18 protein-coding genes and 1 tRNA gene are annotated in these 24235 nt (G+C 45.5%); 8 read left to right on the forward strand and 11 right to left on the reverse strand.

What is annotated here, in order from left to right; all coding sequences use genetic code 11:
* From ABDW33_RS15560 to ABDW33_RS15570, 3 genes are all read right to left on the reverse strand, one after another.
* The coding region (locus ABDW33_RS15560) for a multicopper oxidase domain-containing protein (protein WP_343690997.1) at positions 1-1438 on the reverse strand (1438 nt) is incomplete at its 3' end.
* A gap of 80 nt (positions 1439-1518) precedes the next feature.
* Positions 1519-1959 (reverse strand): DUF3347 domain-containing protein, encoded by a 441-nt coding sequence (locus ABDW33_RS15565; protein ID WP_343690998.1) that lies wholly within the window; start codon positions 1957-1959, stop codon positions 1519-1521.
* A 105-nt stretch (positions 1960-2064) separates the two neighbouring features.
* Complete coding sequence (locus ABDW33_RS15570; protein ID WP_343690999.1) at positions 2065-2403, reverse strand: hypothetical protein; 339 nt, start codon at positions 2401-2403, stop codon at positions 2065-2067.
* A 266-nt stretch (positions 2404-2669) separates the two neighbouring features.
* Here ABDW33_RS15570 and ABDW33_RS15575 point away from each other — a divergent pair, with 266 nt between their 5' ends.
* Positions 2670-3380 carry a DsbA family oxidoreductase gene (locus ABDW33_RS15575; RefSeq protein WP_343691000.1) on the forward strand — a complete coding sequence of 237 codons (711 nt, stop codon included), beginning with the start codon at positions 2670-2672 and terminating at the stop codon, positions 3378-3380.
* A gap of 97 nt (positions 3381-3477) precedes the next feature.
* Here ABDW33_RS15575 and ABDW33_RS15580 read toward each other — a convergent pair whose 3' ends face one another.
* Positions 3478-3822 carry a hypothetical protein gene (locus ABDW33_RS15580; RefSeq protein ID WP_343691001.1) on the reverse strand — a complete coding sequence of 115 codons (345 nt, stop codon included), beginning with the start codon at positions 3820-3822 and terminating at the stop codon, positions 3478-3480.
* 136 nt (positions 3823-3958) lie between these two features.
* Entirely contained in the window at positions 3959-4501 is a 543-nt protein-coding gene (locus ABDW33_RS15585) for a hypothetical protein (RefSeq protein WP_343691002.1), read from the reverse strand.
* 1075 nt (positions 4502-5576) lie between these two features.
* On the opposite strand from ABDW33_RS15585, the gene ABDW33_RS15590 reads away from it, so the two are divergent.
* The 6 genes from ABDW33_RS15590 (at position 5577) to ABDW33_RS15615 (ending at position 16449) form a co-directional block, all read left to right on the forward strand.
* Complete coding sequence (locus ABDW33_RS15590) at positions 5577-8843, forward strand: TonB-dependent receptor (RefSeq protein WP_343691003.1); 3267 nt, start codon at positions 5577-5579, stop codon at positions 8841-8843.
* Between the two features lie 31 nt (positions 8844-8874).
* Complete coding sequence (locus ABDW33_RS15595) at positions 8875-10557, forward strand: RagB/SusD family nutrient uptake outer membrane protein (RefSeq protein WP_343691004.1); 1683 nt, start codon at positions 8875-8877, stop codon at positions 10555-10557.
* A gap of 24 nt (positions 10558-10581) precedes the next feature.
* Positions 10582-13353, forward strand: a complete 2772-nt coding sequence (locus ABDW33_RS15600) for a SusC/RagA family TonB-linked outer membrane protein (RefSeq protein WP_343691005.1) — start codon at positions 10582-10584, stop codon at positions 13351-13353.
* Between the two features lie 13 nt (positions 13354-13366).
* The gene (locus tag ABDW33_RS15605) at positions 13367-15013 is read left to right on the forward strand and encodes a RagB/SusD family nutrient uptake outer membrane protein (protein ID WP_343691006.1); all 1647 of its coding nucleotides are present in this window, start codon (positions 13367-13369) and stop codon (positions 15011-15013) included.
* A gap of 79 nt (positions 15014-15092) precedes the next feature.
* A complete protein-coding gene (locus tag ABDW33_RS15610; protein WP_343691007.1) occupies positions 15093-16169 on the forward strand; it encodes a DUF5013 domain-containing protein in 1077 nt (358 codons plus the stop codon).
* Between the two features lie 206 nt (positions 16170-16375).
* Positions 16376-16449: transfer RNA gene (locus ABDW33_RS15615), tRNA-Arg, on the forward strand.
* A gap of 55 nt (positions 16450-16504) precedes the next feature.
* Here the strand turns inward: ABDW33_RS15615 and ABDW33_RS15620 are convergent.
* A complete protein-coding gene (locus ABDW33_RS15620) occupies positions 16505-17056 on the reverse strand; it encodes a hypothetical protein (protein ID WP_343691008.1) in 552 nt (183 codons plus the stop codon).
* Positions 17057-17179: 123 nt separating this feature from the next.
* On the opposite strand from ABDW33_RS15620, the gene ABDW33_RS15625 reads away from it, so the two are divergent.
* Positions 17180-18064, forward strand: a complete 885-nt coding sequence (locus tag ABDW33_RS15625) for a LysR substrate-binding domain-containing protein (RefSeq protein WP_343691009.1) — start codon at positions 17180-17182, stop codon at positions 18062-18064.
* A gap of 79 nt (positions 18065-18143) precedes the next feature.
* Here the strand turns inward: ABDW33_RS15625 and ABDW33_RS15630 are convergent, their stop codons facing one another.
* The 5 genes from ABDW33_RS15630 to ABDW33_RS15650 all read right to left on the reverse strand — a co-directional run bounded on the left by ABDW33_RS15630 (position 18144) and on the right by ABDW33_RS15650 (position 24209).
* Complete coding sequence (locus ABDW33_RS15630) at positions 18144-19613, reverse strand: aspartate aminotransferase family protein (protein WP_343691010.1); 1470 nt, start codon at positions 19611-19613, stop codon at positions 18144-18146.
* A 120-nt stretch (positions 19614-19733) separates the two neighbouring features.
* The gene (locus tag ABDW33_RS15635) at positions 19734-20861 is read right to left on the reverse strand and encodes a taurine catabolism dioxygenase TauD (protein ID WP_343691011.1); all 1128 of its coding nucleotides are present in this window, start codon (positions 20859-20861) and stop codon (positions 19734-19736) included.
* Positions 20815-21798, reverse strand: coding sequence for a sterol desaturase family protein (locus tag ABDW33_RS15640; RefSeq protein WP_343691012.1), 984 nt, complete (start codon positions 21796-21798; stop codon positions 20815-20817). Before ABDW33_RS15640 ends, ABDW33_RS15635 begins: the two co-directional genes overlap by 47 nt.
* On the reverse strand, positions 21795-22373 hold the full coding sequence (locus ABDW33_RS15645; protein WP_343691013.1) for a nitroreductase: 579 nt from the start codon (positions 22371-22373) through the stop codon (positions 21795-21797). Before ABDW33_RS15645 ends, ABDW33_RS15640 begins: the two co-directional genes overlap by 4 nt.
* Positions 22374-22388: 15 nt before the next feature.
* Positions 22389-24209 (reverse strand): IucA/IucC family siderophore biosynthesis protein, encoded by a 1821-nt coding sequence (locus ABDW33_RS15650; protein ID WP_343691014.1) that lies wholly within the window; start codon positions 24207-24209, stop codon positions 22389-22391.
* Between the last annotated feature and the right edge of the window lie 26 nt (positions 24210-24235).

Consider the following 24235-nt stretch of genomic DNA (forward strand, 5'->3'; position numbering starts at 1 on the left):
TTTTCATGGTAGCACTGTCATCCATCTTCATGTTGGCATCATGACCCATTTTCATGGTAGCACTGTCATCCATCTTCATGTTGGCATCATGACCCATTTTCATGGTAGCACTGTCATCCATCTTCATAGTATCATGAACCATCTTCATGTTGGCAGCATGATCCATGTCCATCATCCTGGTAGTATCACTTTGGCTATGACGCCTGCCTTTCTTTTTAGGTGCTTCTCCTGTCACCTCTGGGTACATGACTGCATTCATGTCCATCTTGTTCAGCGTCATACCCATCCCCATATCATTCATATCACCATTCATCTTCATCATACCGTTCATCATCTTCATGCCTTCAAAATACTTCAGGCGCCCCATAGGCGCCAGCGGCTGACGGGAGCCACTGCCAATATAAATCCCGGCAGACTGTGTACGATCTTCCGTAGTTGCCATGAATTCAAATGCCTTTCCATTTTCCGGTACAGTGACCACGATATCGTATGTTTCTGAAACTGCTATAATCAACCGGTCGACTTCAACAGGAACTACATCGTTGCCGTCACTTGCAACTACCGTCATTTTACCACCGCCGTAGCGTAACCAGCAATAAGAAGACGCACCTCCATTTGCAATTCTCAGCCTTACCTTGTCGCCAGCTTTCAGCCGGCTACCATCAATAGTTTTAAGGTCGCTGTCCTGTTGGCCATTTAACAGGAGCTTATCATAGTAAACATCGCTGACATCCATCGCCTGCATACGCTTCCATTCATTCGTCAACTTAGTTTTGAAATGACCGGCACGAATGGCCTCTGTATAGCTTTGAGTGGCCCCTTTACGGATAGCAAACCAGTCGGTAGCGTTGTGCAGCATCCGCTGTACATTATTGGGGCGTAAGTTCGTCCACTCACTGATGACGATTGGAATAGCCGGCAGATCATCAATCCCCTTTCTAAAGGTTGTATCTTCCTGTCTTTTATGCATGATAAAACTACCATACATACCAATTTGCTCCTGCAATCCGTAATGAGAATGATACCAGTGCGTGCCATGCTGAATGACCGGGAAGCTGTACGTGTAAGTGGCACCCGGAGGAATTGGCTGCTGGGTAAGGTAAGGCACACCATCTTCTTTGTTTGGCAAAAACACACCATGCCAGTGTAAGGATGTACCTTCTTTTAACAGGTTGTGTACAACAATCTCCGCGGTATCACCTTCTGTAAATTCAAGGGTCGGCATGGGAATCTGACCGTTGACAGCTATTGCATGTTTCTTTTTACCACCGTAGGTTACTAAAGTATCAGTTACAAATAATTCGTAGTGCACTTTATGCGGCGGTCCACCCGGACTAAATGATGTTTTATAACTGACTACACCAGGAGGATGATCAGATTGAGCCTGCGCAAAAATGTGTATAGTAACAAAAGAAAGAATAAATATTAGTGTTCTCATGTGTAAACCCTTTGTAATAAAACGGCATGATGAAAAATGACTGAATGGAAAGGTACCAGGTGGTACCTTTCCTCAAAGGTTTATTTAGTTTCAACTATCTTCCCGCAGGTAAGCATACCGGTGCCGTAGTAAGGGTTTTTGATTGCCGGTACCTCGCTGATCCAGTATGCCTTTTTCATGGGACAATACTGATAGTAGAAGGATGTATCTAACTTATCTGACGCTTTAACAACAGACCACAAGCTGGTAGACAAATCATTCAATGCGTTTCTTTGTTCTTCAACATTGGTGGCCTTTTTCATCGTAGCAGTGGCTTTTACAAGGGCGTCCCTGCCGGAGAAATCGCCGGCTGCTGTAAGGTCCTGTTCAAATGCAGATAAAGCGGAGGATGTAGATTGACTATCTCCATTCACCAGGGCATTTTTTATCACTATATAATCGTTCACTAATTTATTGGTATGTTGAGCAAATGCAGTATAGCTACCCAACATCATCATACATACAAAAAGTATATTTTTCATTATTTGTTTTTTAATTGTTGCCTATTTAGTACGTAAATGCATGATCATACCGATGGCAGTGCCATCGACAAGAGACAAGTATGGCTGTTGAGCCATTCATTTAGCCTATTTTAGGCGGTAGCCAAATGGAATTAAAGCCTGAGCAGACGTAGGCCTGATGAGTGGGGAACAGTAATTTTCTATATACAGGGAACTCCTGATAAGATTTAAAAAGAAGCGGGATGACCACACCAGCGCTGCAACCGCACGCATCGCATTTACAGGAGCGACCCTGACAATTGCCATCACATCCCTGACCACAGGGACATTGACCATGGTTACGCGCGACCTTGCTTTGCTTGTGAAAGTCTGCGCAAGTGTGATGCGATTTATCCGCGTGAACAAGCCGTGAGTTTTCGCCTCCGCACTTACTTTCATGATGCGATGTATGTGAACTACATGCATAGCTGATAGCAGGGGTAAAGAAAGTCCCCAGACAGATCATGATCAGCATGCCTATATGTAATTTGATTTGGTCCACTATTGCAAAAGTACAAATCTTGTGCTAGAAAGTGGAAATTACCAGACTACTGTTCCGGCAGCTATCAATGTGGTTTCTTCGAGGAAACCAGTTACCTGTCGTACACTAGTATCTTTTGGTTACTAATTATGCCTAAATTTGTAGTTCTGACATAGAACACATAAGGTTTGGAAAATAAAAGACGTATATAATGAAAGTAGAAATATGGAGTGACATCATGTGTCCGTTTTGCTATATTGGTAAAAGGAACTTCGAACAGGCAATATCTAAATTTGCGGATAAGGATCAAATTGAGGTAGAATGGAAGAGTTTTCTGCTGGATCCCTCTATCCCGGAAAATCCGGACCAGCAGGGTGATATATATAAGTACGTGGCTGATAGAAAAGGTCTGTCATATGAGCATTCCAGGCGGATGCATGATGATGTAACGCAGATGGCAAAAGACGCGGGGCTGGCATACAACTTCGATAAGGTATTGATTACAAATTCACTTAAATCACATAAGCTGATACAGTTTGCAAAAACAAAAGGCCTGGGCGACGCAGCAGAAGAGCGGCTTTTCCTGGCGTATTTTACACAGGGAAAGAATCTCAATGATACTGCTGTGCTCACTGAATTAGGTATCGAAATTGGGCTAACTGCAGCTGAAGTGAATGAAGCGATGACGAATCCAGGGTATGCGCAACAAGTGACGGTTGAGGTAAATGAAGCACAGGCCTTAGGGATAAGAGGTGTGCCGTTTTTTGTAATTGACAGGAAATATGGGGTTTCTGGTGCGCAGAAGCCAGATGTGATGCTTGGGGCGATTGAGCAGGCGTATGCGGAGTGGAAGAAGAATAATGATGGTTTGCTCGATATACAGGCAGGTGCGGTATGTACGCCTGACGGGGACTGTAATTAGTTAATTGAATTTATTGCACAGGAACGGGGAGTACAATATTGGTATTCTCCGTTTTTTACATTTTTGCAATAGTTAGCGATCAGATTGACGCGCGATATCATTTTAAGTGGCGCATCCTGCCGCTTTTAATCTGTCTGACCAGGTTAGTATCCGTCGCAGCAGTTGTAAAAGTTAAAATATAATCTATATTACGCATGTACTTAGCTTTGATCAGAAAATGGCCTGAGTCGCTCGTTTTGTAGGCAACCCCATACCCGTTCAAAACATAAGGGAAGTTTTCTATCATTTCTTTTGTATAAGGAACAATAACCGGTTCTCCTGTTTGTTTTGCCAGCACAGGTTTAAGAAGAACGAATGTGTTATCGTAGTACCAGTTGCCAACACAAAGTAATATAACTATAACGGTAATGAGGATAGGTGCTGAGTAGTATTGTCGTTTCATTCAGGCAATTTACATTAAAAGACCCCTATTCTTCAAATTTACGGATAAGCCCATTTACTACGTGGCCCTCATGAATTTCCATGTTGAAGGAATTATATTCAAAGGATAAAAAAGAAAGTATCCGTTTTTCCTAATTTTATTCCAACTGCACCACTTTGATCGTCTCATTCCCGGGCAGATTAACCACTACCACCTTTATTACCATTCCGCCAACCGGCATACCAGCCATCTTGTAATACCAATCCACCCCATTCCTGCCTACAACCGCGTTTCCCCTCTCCTTTACATTGCCCGCAGCGTCCAACACATTTACTACCACTTCTGCGACCCTAAACTCATTCCTGGCAGTCACGACAACCGTATCATCTTTCAATTGTACATTCTGCACCCCGGGAGAATTATATGCATCTTTTACTGCCATATTGTAGGCATTTTGTCCCGGTCCGGCTTTGGACTTGTAATAAGCCTTGAGCTCAGGATCTTTTAAAATACTCTTCGCATATGCTGCCGCTACCTTCATTCTATCCCTGGCTTCCAGCTGTTTCTTTGTAGGCTTCTTTTTTGATTTCGTGCGTTTTTTTGCCATGATAATCTGGCCATTCCGTTCGTATATCGTAATCTGATCACCAAGCGTACCACGAACGGCATATAAGAGTAAGCTGTCTTTTACAAGTGCCATAACAAACAATTTTTGGAGTTCATGTACCAATATAGCGAATATGCTTTAGTGATAACACCAGTATTGCATCAAATGAGTACTAATACGCCACTAAATGATCACCTCAATATCGATTTGATATAGAGATGCCCTTATGATGTACTTATAGTACCCTTTTTGTGTACTGTTAATTATATAGCCCCGGCGGGTTCAATCAGGCAGGCGGTGAATGAAAAAAGCGGATAGGAGTAATAGTATACTTTAGCTATATAGCCAGAATGGCTTCAATCAAGCTGGTGGTTAAATGAAAAAAGCGGGAAGATGAATAAGGGCCTTTAGCCAGATACCCTGTACCCCCTAAATCAAGCCAGTGGTTAATGAAAAAGCTGGAAGATGAATAAGGTCCCCTGGCCATATATCCAAAACGGCCAAAATCAAGCCAGTGGTTAATGAAAAGCTGGAAGATGAATAAGGTCCCCTGGCCATATATCCAAAACGGCCAAAATCAAGCCAGTGGTTAAATGAAGAAGCTGGAAGATGAATAAGGTCCCCTAGCCCAATACCCTGTACCCCCTAGGCCAGTGATTAATGAAAAAGCAGAGACGATGGATAAGGTCCTTTAGCCAGATACCCTGTCCCCCTCAATCAAGCCGCTGGCAAATAGGAAAAAAGCGGAGAGGACGAATGTCAGCTCCCCCCCTTTACCCCCAGTAAATAACGCTACAAATGAATGATACACATAACAATCATGGGTATATGCGCTAAAAATATCACTCTTTTAATCTACTAAATCCGTTTAGCTAACCTTCTGCTAAAATCCTGCTATACTTTGCTAATTCCCGTAAACCCCCTTTCCTTTTTTCACTATATTTTTCCACCCGCATCACCCAACTATAGTTATGAAAATAAATGTAAACGATTACTTCGAGGGGCAAAATCCGTATTCTCCACCACATGGAAAACTGCTTAATTATGAACTAAAATGTAAACGATTACGTTCCAAACCAATCATTTTTATATCGACTGACGCTATAAGCGCACAAAATTGTTAAAAGGGGATTCCAATTTGTAAATCAATTCTTTAAATCATCTCAGCATGATCCATCGACTACTCTTACAATGGTCGGTAGCGCTCCTATTTTTCCAAATCATAGGACTACCCACCACACTCGGGCAAACAGCCGTCACTGTAAGCGGTACCGTACGCTCCTCAGCCGAACCTTTACCAGGCGTGAGCGTCTACCAGAAAAATAATATCAATGTCGCAACCAAAACTGACGAAAACGGTCACTTCAAACTCACTGTACCTGACAACGCCATCCTCGTCTTCTCTTTTATCGGCTACCACCGACAGGAAGTGAGTGTCAACGCACGGCCAGTCATCAACGTTACCCTCGTCAACGAAGATAAAGCACTGGGGGAAGTGGTTGTAGTTGGCTACGGCAAACAAAAAGCACCCACCGTTACAGGTGCTATCGCTACTGTAGGCGGTAAGGAGCTTGTATCCACCCCGGTTTCTAATATTACGAATATGCTCGTTGGCCGGGCTTCCGGTATCAGCGCTGTGCAAGCCAGCGGTGAACCAGGACAAAACGCCGCGACCATTCACATACGCGGTATTGCTACCTTAAACGGTCAGGATCCACTGATCGTTATTGATGGTATACAACAACCGGCTGAGCAGCCCTATGTCGTACTCAATGCTATGGACGCAAATGAAATCGAAAGTATTTCTATCCTGAAAGATGCCTCCAGCACTGCGGTATACGGGATCAGGGGCGCTAACGGTGTCATCATCGTTACTACCAAAAGAGGACGGATTAACAAGCCTCAATTTGGCTTTACTGCCAATGGAGGCTTTACTAACGCCACCTCTTTGCTGCCTATACTCAACTCGTACCAGTACGCCCTGTTCCGCAACGAAGGTATCCGCAATGCCGAAGCTGCCGGCAACAGCAGTTTCGACAACCTGCTTTTTACCGATAATGATCTTTGGAAGTTTAAAAACAACCGGGACTATACGCCGGATGAGATCAATAACCTGCAAATCGGAAATGCAGACAGGCAGGCACTGGCAAACAGCCCGGCGCTGTACTACACTTCCCACAACTATTACAAGGAAATTTTCGGGGGCCAGGGGCAGCAACAGCAATACAATATGAATATTTCCGGCGGTGTTGATAAGGTACGTTATTTTGCCTCTCTCGGTTATTACCACCAGGCAGGTATCCTCAACGACTACAACTACGGCGGTGCCAATACGAATTCTAACTTTAAACGATATAACTTCCGTTCCAACTTCGACATCGACGTTTTCAAAAACTTCCAGATCAGTGTGAACCTGGCTGGCCAGTCCACCGTAGCACACCTGCCCTCCGGCGGTTATGATGCCAATGACCAGGGCGATCGCTACCAGCTCATTATCCAGAAGATATTTGAAAGCAGCCCGTTCGTTGGACCCAACTTTGTCGACGGCAAACTGGTGAATGGCTTTATCGGTACCTCCGGTGATGGCATTAACCCACTCGTGGACAAAGGTGGTAGCGGTGTCTCTCCTATCAGCGACTTCCTGGGCGCCGGTGTTGTGAACCAATACATCACCACACTGACCAGCACTGTCAACCTGAAGCACCAGATGGACTACATTACCAAAGGCCTGAACCTGAGTGGTAAGATCGCTTATGATGACAGCTACACGAAAGGATTCTACGAGGCTACCAGTATCCCGCTGTACAAAGCCATGCGAGATCCTAAGGATCCGAACAACATCGTGCTGGCTGGTGGTCAGCTCAATCCTGACTATACTTCTGATAACTGGGGCAATAGTTCCTGGCGTAAAGTATACCTGGAAGCATCTATCGACTATGCACATAGCTTTGGCAGACACAATGTAACTGCGCTATTCCTTGGTAATGCGCAGAAATATACCGCCAACAATCTCGCCTATAATACGCCGTCCGGTTTGATGGGACTTGTAGGCCGTGTAACCTATAATTTTAGTGAACGCTACCTTTTTGAGTTCAATATGGGTCTGAACGGTACTGAAAACTTCGCTCCCAACCGCCGCTTCGGGTACTTCCCGGCTGTATCTGCCGGTTGGGTGGTGACAAAAGAACCATTCTTCCCGAAAAACGACATCCTCACCTGGCTCAAATTCCGCGGTTCTTACGGCGAGGTAGGTAGTGATCAGCTCGCCCGTCGCCGTTACCTGTATCTGCCCAATTCATGGGCATCCAACGCTAGCGGTTATTACTTCGGTAACAGCAATGGTAGCAGCGCCAACCCTTATTTTTCCGGCGCCAGTGAAACATCACTTGGCAACCCGGATGTGACCTGGGAAAGGGCGAAAAAGCTAAACATCGCTGCTGACCTGCGCTTCTGGAAAGATAAGGTCACCGTATCCGGTACCATCTTCAGGGAAAAGAGAAATAACATCCTCGTTAACCTGCAAACGATCCCGGCCACTTATGGCGTATCTTCCTCTATTGTACCTCCGGCAAACATTGGCCGCGTGAGCAACCAGGGATATGAAATAGAACTAGGTTATAATGATAATATCGGCAAACTCAATTATTTCATGCGTGCCAACTTCTCGTACGCGCGGAATAAGATCGACTATATGGCAGAGCCATCCTACCAGTATCCATGGATGAACCAGACCGGTTATAGCATTGGTCAATACAAAGGATATGTATGGGATGGATTCTTTAATACTACCGATGAACTGAATAACCGTCCGTATAATACGAATGGGAATCAGGCCAGGCTGGGTAATATCCGCTATAAGGACATCAATGGTGACGGTATCATAGATACCAAAGACCAGGTGCCCATCGGCTACTCCAACCTGCCACGTATTGCCTACAACCTGACCCTTGGCTTCTCTTACAAAGGATTCGACATCTCTGCCCTCCTGATCGGTACGGCACAGGGGTCGTTCCCTCAATCGGGTTATGTACTGAGTACACCATTTGCCAAGAACGTAGGAGCTGTGTTCCAGCCTTATTACGATGGTCACTGGACGCAGGAGAAATATGATAAAGGTGAAAAAATTACTTATCCTTCCTTCTCTTTCAGTGGATCCGGACCTAATAACCTGTTCAGTGACTTCTGGTTAAAATCTAACAATTTCAGGCGCCTCAAGAACCTGGAAATAGGTTATAGTATACAGGACAGAAGGTTGCTCACCAGGGCACATATCGGCAGTATCCGCTTCTATGCCAACGGTAATAACCTGATTACATGGAGCAAGGAAGTGATGAAAGGAATAGATCCTGAGCTGGCAGATGATGGCAAGAACAGTATGGGATATATGTACCCGCTCACGCGCACATTCAACTTCGGTACAAATATCCAGTTCTGATGCGTACTCCTTCACACCTAAATCATTTGAAATGAAACCTTACTATATTATAAGCATGGTGCTACTGCTGTTTGCCTGCCAGAAAGACTTTCTGCAGATGCCCATCTCCAATACAACTACCACCGACTCGATCTTCTCGACAAGTATCAAGGCACAGGGGGCCATCGCTAACGCCTATAAAAAAGCGCTTTGCCAGGGTCTGCCTTACCAGGGTAACTGGAACTCCCTGATACAGGACAATATATCAGGTGCTCTTAACTATGGCTTTTCCTGGACCTGGGGGTATGGTATTGCCACCAGTACCGGCCTGACGGCTACCGGTAACACGGAAGACATGGATGGCTATGAATATAACTTTACCGCTATCAGGCAGGCCTACCTTGTCAAAGAAAACATCGACAAGGTGACGGATATGACCGATGCTGATAAGGCGATCGTGAAAGCAGAAATGACTGCACTCATTGCATACCGGTACGAACAAATGGTAATTATGTACGGCGGCGTACCGATCGTAAGCAAAGCGCTGGCGGTGACCGATAACCTGAACATTCCCCGTGCACCGGTATCACAGGTGATGGATTCCATCACAAGCTGGTGTGACGCTGCTGCCGCCGTACTCCCCTCTGTATGGACCGCTACCTGGACTGGCCGCATGACCAAATCTGCTGCTTTATCGATCAAGGCAAAAGCCCTGTTACATGCAGCACGTCCACTTTTTAATACCGCTACGCCCTATCTTGATCTGGGTGCCAACAATAACCTGATCTGCATGGGCAATGCGGATGCTTCCCGCTGGCAAACCGCTGCTACCGCTGCAGAAGCCGTGATCAAAGAAGCTGAGATCAATGGCGGTATCAAGATCATCAACACAGGTAATCCACTGGATGACTATGGCAATGCTACCTCCACACCAGGTAACGCAGAGGTGATCCTCGCATTTAAACTGGATAATGGCGGCAACTCCATGAACACCTTTTATAATATGCATAACTGGCAGGCATACGGAAATGGCTTGACGACCAGCTATCTGGAGAACTACTACAAAGCAGATGGCACTGACCAGGCATGGCCTACCAGTACCACTGCGTTCTCTGATTACCTCACCCGTATGCAGTCTATGGAAGCACGTTTTAAAGCAAGCTTCAAAGCATGGCAGATAGATACATGGAATAACCCGAACGACAACACATGGGCAAATTCCAATCTCTACCAATGGGCCATGAACGTAGCCGCAGTTCCTGTAAAGTTCTATTATAAAGCTGGTACCCGTAGCTGGTTTGAGTTCCCCATCTTCCGCCTGGCTGCTTATTACCTGTCTGCCGCTGAAGCATATAATGAAATGGGGCAATCCGCCAATGCACTTGCCAAACTCAATGTGATTCACCTCCGTGCCGGTTTACCTGCCATCACCGAAACTGACCAGGCGAAACTCCGTAAGATCATTCAACGGGAATGGGCCGCCGAGTTCTTTGATGAGAATTACTGGTTGCACGATATCAAACACTGGAAACGGGATGATATCGGGAATGGCCTGATCGGTGGTGTGATCCGCACGCTGCATTTCAATAGTGATGGCGGAGGAAAGATGACCGGAAATACGGACTATTATGACGGTCAGCTCTACCTCGGTTTCTGGGCACCCCGTCAGTTCCTGAATCCTTTCCCACAAACGGAGATCAACAAGGGTACTTTGATTCAGAATCCCGGCTACTAATTACGCTTTAAAATTTAACTACACATGCGCTACAGAACGCTTTTATATATGCTGGCCTTTTCCGGTAAAGTGCTGGCGCAATCAGTTCCTGATTCGATACCTACGGCTTCCATGTCAAAGGTGACCGGAGAGGAACTCTACAAGACACCGGCTGCAAACATCACCAATACCTTTTATGGCCGGCTGCCAGGTATCATCACCCAACAAGCCAGCGGCGAACCAGGGTATGACAACGCAAGTTTTGTGATCAGGGGCATTGGCACCTACGACAATAACGACATCGCTATTTTTGTGGATGGATTTCAGGTGAATAACACTTACTTCCAATATTTATCCGCCGTTGAAATTGCAGATGTAAAACTCTACAAAGACGCAGCTGCACTCGCGACCTTTGGTATGCGCGGGGCAAATGGTGTACTCTGGATCACCACGAAAAGAGGCCATGCCGGCAAACCTACCGTACAGGTGCAGGTCAGGAACGGCGTACAACAGGCTGAAAATATCAACAAGCCGCTACGCTCTTACGATTATGCACGCCTCTATAACCAGGCAGTGAGCAATGACCTGTACGCAGTGAATAACCACCAGTATATTTATACACCTAAGTATACCAGCACACAACTGGACGCCTACAAAAATGGTACAGGTACAGATATAGACTGGTTCGATGAAGTACTGAAAAAGAACGCCATCTACAGAGATGCAAATATCACTTTCAGTGGCGGTGACACCAGTACCCGCTATGCACTGATAGTGGACTACATGAAGAACCAGGGGCTATATAATGTGGCTACCAATGCGACCACTTCCAATGCACAGATCCAGCGCTTCAACCTGCGGGCAAACCTGGACTTCAGCTTTTTTAAGATCTTCGAAGCAAAGGTAGACCTCGGGGGGCGTATTGAAGACAGACGTTATCCAAACTTCAACGGCCCTTCTCTTTGGAATAACATGGCGATGTACCCGTCCAATATCTACCCGGTAAAAGATGAATCAGGCAACTGGTCCGGTACGACCATTTACCCGAACAATCCGGTTGCATCACTCAAAGCACTGGGTTGGGCATCCACACATGACAGAACACTGCAGGCAAACTTCAACCTGAAACAAAAACTGGACTTCATTACACCTGGATTATACCTGAATGAAGCCGTAAGTTTCAATACATGGACCAGGAACGCAGCCAGCAAAACGGCTACCTACGCCCGGTACTACAATGGCATAAAAACAACGACGGATATCACCACCGATATCGTAGCGAGTAATAGTGCGCCGAGCAACCAGTATGACTGGAAACAGGCGAACCTGAGTGCAGGGTACGATCGTACCTTCGGCCTACATGCCGTACATGCCCTGGTCAACTATTTCGCCAGTAACTATATTGAAGACTGGAATGGTACTTTTAACGGTAGCGGGTACAATACCGGCAACAATATCTTCCACCATTATACGAACCTGGGCGGTACTATTGATTACACTTACCGTGAAAAATATATGCTGGGTCTGGGCTTTGGATATAGTGGCTCTGACAACTACGCCCCGGGCCATAACCATGGCTTCTACCCTGCCATCTCTGCAGGATGGATTGCACTAACCGATCCTTTGTACCTGAAAATCAGGGCCTCTGCGGGTAAATCAGGAAATGAAAATTCCCAGCAGGGGAGGTATCTTTTCCAGCAGTATTATGGAACGTCTACCGCCTTTTATACCGGTGTGACCAGTTTAAATTCCAATACGGCCGTTTCTCCTACTTACATTGCCAATCCGAATATCTTTGCGGAGCATAGCATGAAGTACAATGTTGGCTTTGACATGACACTGTTCAAAAAGCTGGATATCGTAGCAGATGCATACATGGATAAACGTGGCGGGATCATTACCTACGACCAGGCCAGTTATGCAGCGACAATTGGTACGCCGCTGATGTTTAAGAACATCGGAAAGATGACGAACCGGGGGATTGAATTCACGGCTAATTACCATGATAGCTGGAAAGGACTTGGCTATCGTGTAGGCGGTAGTGTACTTTACCACAAGAACACAATAGATTACAAGGCGGAAATTCCCCCTGTAAACGGATTCAATAAAACAACCGGGTTATCATATGGTACCCCAATGGGATTAATATCTGAAGGCTTGTACCAGATAGATGATTTCAATGCAGATGGTTCGCTGAAAGCCGGACAACCGGTGCCCGTGTTTGGTGCTGTACAGCCAGGTGATATCAAATACAAAGACCTTGACAACAGCGGATTCGTCGATCAGAATGATGTCACTAAGATAGGCCGCCCATCCTATCCGTCAGTTTATTACTCCTTCAATGCATCTCTTGATTATAAGGGTTTTGATCTGTCGGTATTATTCCAGGGTAGTGCAGGTGCTGACTTTAATTTATTAAATGCTTCTGTTCAGACAATGGCTTTTGTAAATAATGGCAATGCCTTTCCAATGGCAAAAGGTGCCTGGGCCTACTATCCTTCCGAAGGTATAGACACCCGCAACAGTGCCACTTATCCAAGATTGACCACACTGGCCAATACCAACAACTACAGGAATTCAACATTCTGGATCAAGAAGAATAATTACCTGCGGATCAGGAATATAGAAGTAGGATATTCATTGCCGGAAGCTTTCCTGAAAAGGGCACATCTCACCAGATTACGCCTGTTTATGAGTGCGACAAATCCTGTTACGATCAGCAAACTCTTAAGGGATTACAACTTTGATCCGGAAACACCTACAGGCTACCCTGGACTGAAGTCGTACATCGGTGGACTCAGTGTTTCATTTAACTAATAAAATGATCATCATGCAGAAACTAACTATTTATATACTCATTTTGCTGGTGCTGAGTGCCTGTTCAAAAGACTTTCTGAATACGAAGATCGATTCAGCGGAAACAGATAAGACGCTCAATTCGGATTATACTACGTTGATTTCACTCGGTAATGCACCATATGCATATATCAGAAGTGGATTTTTTGCACTGGATAACAACATCTTTGCAGCAGCGACGGACGAGGCGGAACAAACATCCGCCAGTTCCAATGCACAGTTATTTAACCAGGGAAGCTGGAATGCGACAACTAACCCGGATAACTTCTATGCAAATTACTATATGGGCATACGGGCGGCTAATTACTTCCTGGAACATTCTGTGAATTACAAAGTGTTCCTGGGGACCAACAGGGATACCATCTCTTCAGCCGGGGCAATTGCCTATCAGAATGATGTCACCAATGTAGCATGGTACAGGGCAGAGGCGCATATTTTAAGAGCCTATTTTTACTTTGAATTATCTAAAAGGTACGGAGGCGTCCCATTGGTAACGAAAGTGATCAATGCGACTGAAAATACAATCATGCCGGCAGCTCCGTATGATAGTGTGATCAACTTTGTGATCAACGAGGTAGATACTTATAAAGACAGTTTGCAGGTAAACTGGAAGACTTCTTCTTTCTCTAACTACGACGGCAGGTTTACCAGGGGTGTAGCACTGGCGTTGAAAGCAAGAGCATTGCTCTTCCAGGCAAGTCCGTTACACAATACCACCAACGACGTGAGCAAATGGCAACGCGCAGCGGCAGCGGCGCATGATGTGATCGCAACGGGATTGTATAGTTTGTCGTCAGATTACAGGAATTACTTTTTACAAAGTAATACGTTAAGCAGTGCTGAAACGATACTTGCATTCAGACAGTCAGCCGATAATGTGATGGAGAGGCAAAATTATCCTATCAGTACATCTGGCGGATTGAGCGGGGTGACCCCATCGCAGAACCTGGTGGCGGATTATGAATACACAGGCACACCGGATGCAGCCCATCCTTACGCGAACAGGGATCCCAGGTTAGCGATGAGTATCGTAACCAACGGCAGTACATGGAATGGCAGGGTGATAAATGAAGCGCCGGGCGGTACGGATGATATGGCTAATACAAATGCGAGTAAGACAGGTTACTATCTGAAGAAATTTGTGAATGATGGGTTGAACCTGGTGCAGGGAGGTACAGTGACCCATCACTGGGTGATTATGAGATATGGAGAGGTATTGCTGGAATATGCGGAGGCCATGAATGAAGCCTATGGCCCGGACAATGACAATGGGTATGGCTTAACAGCGAGGGCGGCGCTTAATAAAGTGCGGGCACGTACCGGTGTGAATATGCCGGCAGTGACGGCAGCATCGCAGGATGATTTCCGGACAGCGGTGAAGCACGAGCGGAGGATAGAACTGGCATTCGAAGATTACAGGTACTGGGATTTATTGAGATGGAAGGATGCAGCAACAGTGCTGAACATGCCATTAACAGGCGTGAAAGTAGCGAATGGGGTCTATACAACATTTACGGTGGAGAATCGTGTTTTTGATGCCAGTAAAATGTATTATTATCCGTTTCCACAGACAGAGATCAGTATTTCTAAAGGGGTGTTAGTGCAAAATCCGGGTTGGTAACTTCCATACTGCGCAATCAAATCAGGAGCGCGATTGTAGCATCCTGGTTCACTATTCACGCTTTTAAATTATTTAGTTTATGAAACAGTCAATCATCATCATATTACTTTTATCGCTCTGGGCTTGTAAAAAGGACAAAGATAATTATGGCATTGCCAATATCTACATGCCGCAGGCGCTTAATGTTTCTGGTGGTATCAATGCGAATTATGCTGTACCGACAGGTACAGATTCTTCGACTTATAATTATCACATTGATGCATCGGCCGGGAAGCTCAATATTATCCTGGGCGTGGCTCAGGCCAGTACCTATAAATCCGAAGGATTTACGGCCAATATCGTCACAGATGCAGATACTATTAACCTGTTGAAGTTTAATAATATCCTTGACAACAAAACGATACTGATGCCAACGTCTATTTACACCCTGCCTGGTACAGTGACTGTACCAGCGGGTAAAAGTGAGGCGACTTTTTATTTGTCTCTCGACATTGACCAGTTGAAGTCTGCAGATTACCAGGGTAAAAAACTGGCACTGGCGGTTCGGTTACAAAATGCGGGGAAATATGAAATTGCTTCCAATGCAGCTGTCACCATCGTGATAGTAGACGTAGATGCATTGGTGATTGGTCCTTCCAAAGACATTACGTCTCAGTATCTCAAAAATACTTCTACCCCGTTTAAAGTAGCCGGCATGCATCCCGGTGGTCGCTGGGGAACGCTCTCAGACTGGATCACCAATACGGCGGCTAAAAGCCATGATGGTTTCGGCGGGTACGCGAGCGACGAAGGGGGAACAATAGATATGGAAAGCGGCTGGGGATCTCCTGCCATTCATAACGGTAAGATCTGGCAGACCACGGGTACTGCATTGCCGGCCGGAACCTATACGCTGGATGTATCAGACCTGGACTGGCAGGGAACGAAGGATCCGACTTATATAGTAGTGGCACCGGGGCTGGACACAATTCCGGATTATGGAGATGTGAACGGAAATACAACGATACAGTATACGTTGTTTAGTAGTCCGAAGATAACGTTTACACTGGCCACGGAGACAAAGGTAACGGTGGGCTTCGCGGCAAACTACATTCAAGACCAGCAAGGGTTTAAGATCTATAGCGTAAAGTTGATGAATTATCCGAAGCATTTGTAAATTGTACGGGGAGTGCGAATCAGTGATGGATTGTATCACCACGATACCATTCCCGTCAGGTGATTGAAAAAGAGTCTGTATCATTTCCCGATACAGACTCTTTTTTTATAGCGGTGGTCCTGGCCATTACCAGACATTAAAAAAATCTTAAACTTTTTTTGGTAATTAAATATAATTGTGCATCTTTGCACTCCCCAAACGGGAATGGCTTCGTAGCTCAACTGAATAGAGCATCTGACTACGGATCAGAAGGTTTCTGGTTTGAATCCAGACGAGGTCACAAAATAAAAGGATCATCTCTCTTGAGTTGATCCTTTTTTTATGCGGATGCTTTTTTAAATACCATACGTACCGGTCAGGGCTTTCTTCTCTATACTTTTTGCAAATAAGGGAGTTTCCTCATGGTTATGTATATCAGATGCTTCCTGCCTTGCTGCCGCTGCCTGTGCAAGCGTAATACCATGTTCTTTTATGAATGCAAAAAATTCCGGAGTAGCGGTAGCATGTATTTCGTTCGTATACTCACAGGTATTTTCGTCCAGCGCGGTCACTTTTAGTTCCCAGAGTACCTGCACTTTACTTCGGCCATTTGCAGTGATCGTATCAGAAACGGACAACATCCGGCAATAATCAGGGCGATGTACGGTCGCAACGTAATGCTGAATGACAAGCGCATTGCCAATCATTTCAACGTTAATAGACATCGGCTGACCATCATAAGTCGTTGTTACCCCGGCAGCAATATGATTAACAGAGCATTTCTGGTATTCCTCATCAGGAAGGTTCAACAGCCAATCAGCAATATTAACTTTCTCTATCGGCGCATGAATAATAGCATTTACAACTGAGTGTGACAAAGCGTTTTCGGGTGTTTGCAGAATTTCCATTGTTTTTGATTTTGTTTTGATAAATCAAAGGTCAGTACTTTTCCTTAATCGCGTAAACTCATTATTTCGATATAATCGATCGATATTTTCGATTTATAACTATCTTTGGCTATCGCTTTTAACATGGAACTACGGCAATTGAAATACTTCATTAAAGCAGCTGAACTGGAAAATTTCACGGACGCTGCTGCTGCACTGTATATTACACAGAGTACTTTATCACAGCAGATCAAGCAACTGGAGGATGGATTAAGTATCCCGTTATTTGATCGTATTGGGAAAAGAGTCCGGCTCACAGAAGCGGGGAAGCTTTTCCTGCCATATGCAAAAAAGACCGCGGCAGACGCTGAAGATGGTCGTAGTATATTAAAAGATTTAATGAACCTACAGACCGGCACACTTACAATAGGCGTGACTTATGGGCTGACCCATCTTCTGACAAAAGCAATTGTTTCTTTTAGTGAACAATGCCCTGATATCAAACTGCATATCAGTTTTGGCACGACGCAGGAGCTGCTTACCAAATTAGGAAACGGTCACATTGATATGATGCTGTCTTTTTTGCCCGTGCAGGAAACTACTACTTATGTTGCTGAAAAGCTCTTCTCATCACATCTTTCTTTGATTGTACATGAAAGTCATCCGTTGTCGAAAAAGAAGCAGCTGGATCTTAAACAATTAGAGGAGCTCCCCTTATTGCTGCCAGCAAATGGGTATAGCATCCGCAATATCCTTGATTCGATATTGGAGAAGCACCAGGTCATTGCCGATGTTAAAATGGAGGTGAATGATATCAATACATTGTTACAACTGGTAGATACAGGAAAATGGTGTACGATTTTAATGAGTACGACGGTGTTTAACTATCCAAAGTTAAAAGCTGTTAAAATAGCTGGCGCGGAGATGGTTCGACCAGCTACTATTACATGGCCGGCTAATGCTTACCGTAAGAAGGCGGCTGTTTTGCTGGAGGGGCAGTTGAGGAAGTTTGCCGGGGAGTATCGCTGATGGGGAAGTAAAGTGGTCCGATGCAGGGAACCAACAAACAAAAATAAGCTGCTGGCTGTATACAGCCAGCAGCTTATTGCTATGCCACTGATCTTATTTTATTCAGGATGTCCTTAATATCCTCAATTGTTGTCAACGGATTCAGGATCGTAAACTTCAAATAAAACCGCCCATCTACTTTGGTACTTGCGACCAATACTTCGCCGGAAAAAAACAGTTTTTCCTTAATCCTTTTATTCAACTCACAGGGCGACTCCGTTAATACGGAGGGATAATACCTGAAAACCAACACACCAAGATCACTATGACTTAATAACTGAAAGTCTTCCTGCTCTTCTATCAGGCAGGCAGCTTCTTCGGCAGTTTCAATGATCGTATCTGTGTAAGCACCCAGCTGCTGCCTTCCCATCAGGCGTAACGTAAACCAAAGTTTCAGGGCATCAAACCGCCTGGTACTTTGTGTTACAGACTTATTGATCTGCGCAGGCAGTGCCTCATAATCCTGCTCCTTTGGATTGAGGTAATCCGCATGGTGCCTGATAATATTCAGGTGCAGTTTGTTCTTTACAATAAATGCACTGGAACTGATTGGCTGGAAAAACGACTTATGATAGTCTACCGTTACCGAATCAGCCTGTTCAATGCCGTCCAGCAAATACCGGTACTTATCTGTTAACAACAACCCGCAACCATATGCAGCATCAATATGATACCATAATTGGTACTTTTGTGCCACTCCCGCAATAGCAGCGAGTGGATCTACATTGCCGAAATCTGTGGTGCCGGCAGTAGCGATTACGGCGATAGGAATGTTCCCTGACTGCCGTTCTTTTTGAATGGCTGCTTCCAGGGCACCGGTATCCATCCTGAATCGCTCATCGGTCGGTACTTTTATAATGGCCTGTTCACCTAAGCCCATCAGGGAAGCGTTTTTCTGGTTACTAAAATGCGCTTTTTCTGATACGAAGATCCTAAACCGGTTTGCCTGTACGGGATGACCATGGAGCTTGATATTATGCTTTAAATAGGTCAGGGCATAATAGTCACGTGCCAGCAATAAGCCCATCATGTTACTTTGAGAGCCTCCTGCAGTGAATACGCCATCGCATTGCAGGTCGTAGCCAATTTGCTGTCCGGTCCAGTCAATGAGTTTTCGTTCCATGAATGTGCCGCCCGCACTTTGATCGTAGGTGTCCTGACTGCTGTTGATCGCACTGATGATCACCTCGGCTGCCAGTGCGGGAATGACGACAGGGCAATTCAGGTGCGCGATATATTTAGGTAAATGAAAGGCGGTCGCATGTTGGATATATAAGCGGTCTACTTCTTCAAAAAGACTGTCGTAGTCAGGAAGCGGGGTATCAAAATCCACTTCTCTGAATTGCGCCAGTAAGGCCGCGGGTCTGATACCGCTAAAAGGCCGTTTGGTATTTTCAAGAAAAGCTGTTACGCGTTCTGTTGCTGCTGCGATAGCAGCGTTATATTCTGCTGCTGTACCTTCAAAGAACAGGTCTTTTACGGAAGCAGCCACCAGGGTCGGTTGATTCATATTGTTAATTGTTTAACGAGAGGAGAAGGTTTTGTTTGCAGAAAAGCATGTGTCCGGATTAGCACACATCAGTTACCTGGATAGATGAAAGCCCATTTTCAGGATACCAGGAGGAGCATCCTATTTGAATAAACTACCATAATGTTCTTCCATGATCAGATAAGGATCATCTGTATGCGTGACGCCCCTGATCCCAATGAGACTCGTCTTGCTCATCATGCGGAGCATCATTCTACGCTCACACCTGATCATCCTGTCATTCTCCTTTCTGAAACCTGCTACGAAAGCATTTCTACCATGTGCACACAAGTGATTATTCACGAAAATAAGGTCGCCTGATTCAGGTATAAAATCATTGTAAATCAGCTGCCGCGCCTCCTCCCAGAAACGGCGAAGATGTGCCATTGCTTCAGGCGTTTGGTCTGCCGCTTCGTTATAAATCTGTTCGGCTGCATCAAAACGGATAAAAGGATTTTCCCTGTTGCCATATAAGACGGACGAGGTTACCTCCGCTCCTTTCGCAATATCCGTATCGTAATTTGCATCTTTCGGGCATTTATAAATAGGCCGGAACAGTGCTTCCATCTCTTCTCCCAATACGCCATGCGAACGAATACTATACAATGAACTCGGTACATTTTCCTCATTTCTTAGAAACAGGAAACTGAGAAAGTCCGCCGCGTTGAAGAGAAACGCATCTTCCGTATGCACGAACAGATCTGTTCTTGATCCGGAACCCGTCTGGGTAAAACTCATCTTCTCATCAGGGATGATTGCATGCATCAATCCCCCACCCTTTCTTTGCGCATAATACTGTACAGGTTTGGAAGGTACTGCACCATGCAGGAGTGCACAGATAAAGCCATACCGGTTGATCTTTGTATAATCCATCTGTTTATAAGAAGGCGGCGTTGGTCCCAGCTGGTCATGGTCTACGTTCACCAACCCTCTTAGTACGATGGCGCCGTACTGCGAAGCCGAAAAGTCTGTGCCGAAACTGCTTAATATTCTTGAAATTCTTTCCGGCAGCAACTGAAATGCATGCAAATGCAATTCAGCAATAAATGCAGGATTTTCATAACTGCCAAATGCCAGCGCCAGCATATCCCCCAGCCTGGTAATTGCAGCACGTTCACGAGGTGTGATATCTATAATGAGTGGGCTCATTGGCGGATAGCTACGTGTTACAGAGAGCAACACATCATGCATGGGTTCCATCAATGGCATGTTCGCTGTATTGGGTTCCATATTTTTTCTTTTTAGAAAGTGGATGTTGATATTCTTCCCAGGCCTCCTCCCTGTATCTGGCGGCCATTTTGCCACCGTCGATATGATTCCAGCCCGGAGGTTTGAGAACATAGCGTATTTTATCAATCAGGCGTGGCGCGGACCGCATGTCTGTCCAGAGATCGCGCCATAGCAATAGCTGTACCTGCCAGAGACTTTTTGAATTGATCTGTTCACTCAGGATGCCGTATACGGGCTTTATATCATCCAGTTCTGTCTGAAACGTGCCGAAGAGTTTGTCCCAGATGGAGAAGGTCTCGCCATAGTTCCTATCCAGATAGATATAATTCTTAGCATGGTGTACCCGGTGAACAGAGGGCGTGATGAACAGGATTTCAAGCAATCGTTGTTTGCCCACATAGCGGTCAAAGTGATCGTTGACATGTTCGTACAAGCCATAGAGCCTGGCAATGGATTCACAAATAAAAATCATGAATGGATCAAAGCCCAAAACGGGTAGCCAGATGATTGTGAGGGGGATGTGTAGAAATCCAAGAAATGATCCGCGGACGGCCACTGTCAGCTTCATTTCTTCGGCTGTGTGGTGCACCCCATGGATACACCAGAAGAACCGTACCTGGTGGCCCAGTAAGTGTACCAGCCAGAACATAAAGTCGTATACCAGGTATGCGAGTATCCAGATGTACCAGGCATCTCCCAGTGTGACGATCCTGTATTGATACAGCCAGGTCATGGTGCCGAAAATCAATACTTTGCCCAGGAAGAAGTATGGAATACTGTCTAATACATAAGAAAAGACATTTACCCAGCCTTCCCTGTTGCTTTCCATTTTCTTGCTGATGACCAGTAGCAGCCATTCTATAACTACCAGGGCAAGGACGACATAGCCGAACACTCCCTGTAGTTTACCGAGTAAGATGGGAAGATAAGTAGTCATGTTAACCAGGTCACTTTTTTTTCAATCCCTGTCCGGCGTTTATTGGAAGTATATGTTGCCAGGTTATAATAGCCCATGTAAAAGAATCCGAGGCATCTTTCATTTTCTGACAATCCAAACCGTGCGGCATATGCTATGCAGGCGGCACAACTGTCCCAATATCCTCCAATATCGTAGGCGGTGCAGGTGAGTGCCATATTCTGTACGGCACAGGCTACGGCAGCCAGTTCCTCCCACTCTTCGATCACCACTTTTGTACTGCGTCGCATAATGATGACGATGATGCAGCCTGCTCTTGAAGGATAATGTAATAGCCGGTCATATTGTGCCTTATAGTAATCAGCGAGGTAGCTGCCAAATTGCGCCAGTTGTTCGCCTTGTAAGACAATAAAGCGCCAGGGCTGGGTCATTTTATAATTAGGCGCCCAAATGGCATTATTTAATACTTCTTCTATAATCGGCTTCGGAACAGGCTTGTCTATATAGAAATCGGCAAAGACGCTGCGCCGGTTCCGGATGATCTCCGAAAGTAACGCGGCCTTTGTGGTAGTACATGCGAGGTGGTCATTATACATGTAATGCATCATTTGTTAAGCATTCAACACCGGCACCCCGGCCCGCTTGTACACAGCCACTGGATTTTTCAGCATTCCTGCTAACTGCAGGCTACCAGCCGGATCTGCCAGATCAACCATTTGCTTATTGTTCCGCAGCTGTAATCTGTTCAGGCAACTCAGGATGAATTCTTCTGCGAACAGGTCGTACTGTTCAAACTTTTCCGCGTGTTTGGGATGCTCCTGCTGATATGCATGTATAGTAGACGCTACCAGTTGCCAGAACTTGTCTTCCGCATAGTCGCAATGTTCTACAAGGATCTGACCTACAAAACGGAAGAAACAATCAAAGATATCCGTCAGGATGCTCAGTGCCCTCAACTCCTCCGGCACTGTCACGCAGATCCTCCTGCCCTTTTCAGGTATTTCCTCCTTGTAACTGAATACGCCGATTTCTTCCGTGATGTCTTTCATGATCGCCCTGACAGGTACATGGTTCTCCATGACCAGTATCAGGTTTTCTCCATGTGGCATAAATACCAGGTCATGCTCGTAAAAGCAATGTAATAAAGGTGTGAGGTAGCACTGCAGATACCTTCTTAACCAATCTGTTGTACTAAGACCAGAAGCTTTGATCAATTCATGCAATAAAGCGTTGCCATTGAAATCAACATGCAGCAAACCAGCCATCGTCATCAGTTGCTGCCCAGGTTGTAGTACTGTGGCAGGGCTCTCGCGCCATAATGCAGCGAGCATTTTATTGTAAGCGGAGGTTTTGCCAAACGGCTCGTAATAGAAGTTGCGATAACCTACGGTCGCAACTTCGCACAACAGGGTGAATCCTATTTTCTTAATATAAGGATCTCCTGCTATTACCGTTTTGATCCATTCGGTAATTGGCGGTGTACTATCCATGTAATATGGAGTGAGTCCTCTTACGAATCCCATATTGAGCACCCCTATTGCGGTTTTGGTGTAATGCTTGTCAGGGTGGCTGAGATTATAGAAAGTACGGATAGATTGTTGTGCACTGAACTCGTCCGGACTCTCCCCGAGACAAACCAGTAGGTTATTGGCGATATCTGGTGCAAATACAATCGCCAATTTGTTATACCACTGCCAGGGATGTACGGGAATGAAATAGTAATCAGCGGGATCTACGCCTTTTTCTCTCAGGACTTTATTGAAAGCAGCAAGGGTCCGTTCCCCCAGTTCCTTTTCCATGAGTAACTGGTAAGGCAGGCTATCTACAGCGGCATACCCGGTTCTGCTTTTATGTCCTGCCAGCCAGATCAGGTGAACAGGGGCATCGGCTTCCGGCGCATATGCCCGGTAATCATTTGCGTCAAAACCTATACGACCGTTATTCGCTACGAAACAGGGATGCCCGCTGCTCATGGCATGCTCCAGGGTTTGATAGCCTGCGTTTACGAGGTCGGCTGCACTGAGCGTATGATTGGCCATCATGTAGGTGCTACCGTAAAGTGTGCTGGTGATCTCTTCGAGGTAGCTGGGCAACTGTTCTGTGGAGATATTCAACACGTCTTTAAATTCAAGGATAAAATGGAGGCTGTCGATTTGCCCTTTAGACTTCTTCAAAGAGGCTTTGTCGATATACCAGTGATTTAAACTTAAGATCCTGGCGCGGAAAGTATATACAATCTCTTCATCGGAAGGAGCGATGAGCGAGTAATGTCCCCAATCGTTTTCCTGGTATTGTAATACGGGGGCGAGCAGGAGTTCATGGGTGAATTCACTGATAATTTTGCAGACGTGCAACTGGTTGGCACGCGCCCATAATGACGGTTGTAAATTGGCTACTACCTGTGCGGGTTGTTTCATACTATCATTTTTCATTGTGTGCTAATTAAGAGGAATGCGCG

It is taken from the genome of Chitinophaga sp. (assembly GCF_039596155.1).
GTDB lineage: Bacteria > Bacteroidota > Bacteroidia > Chitinophagales > Chitinophagaceae > Chitinophaga.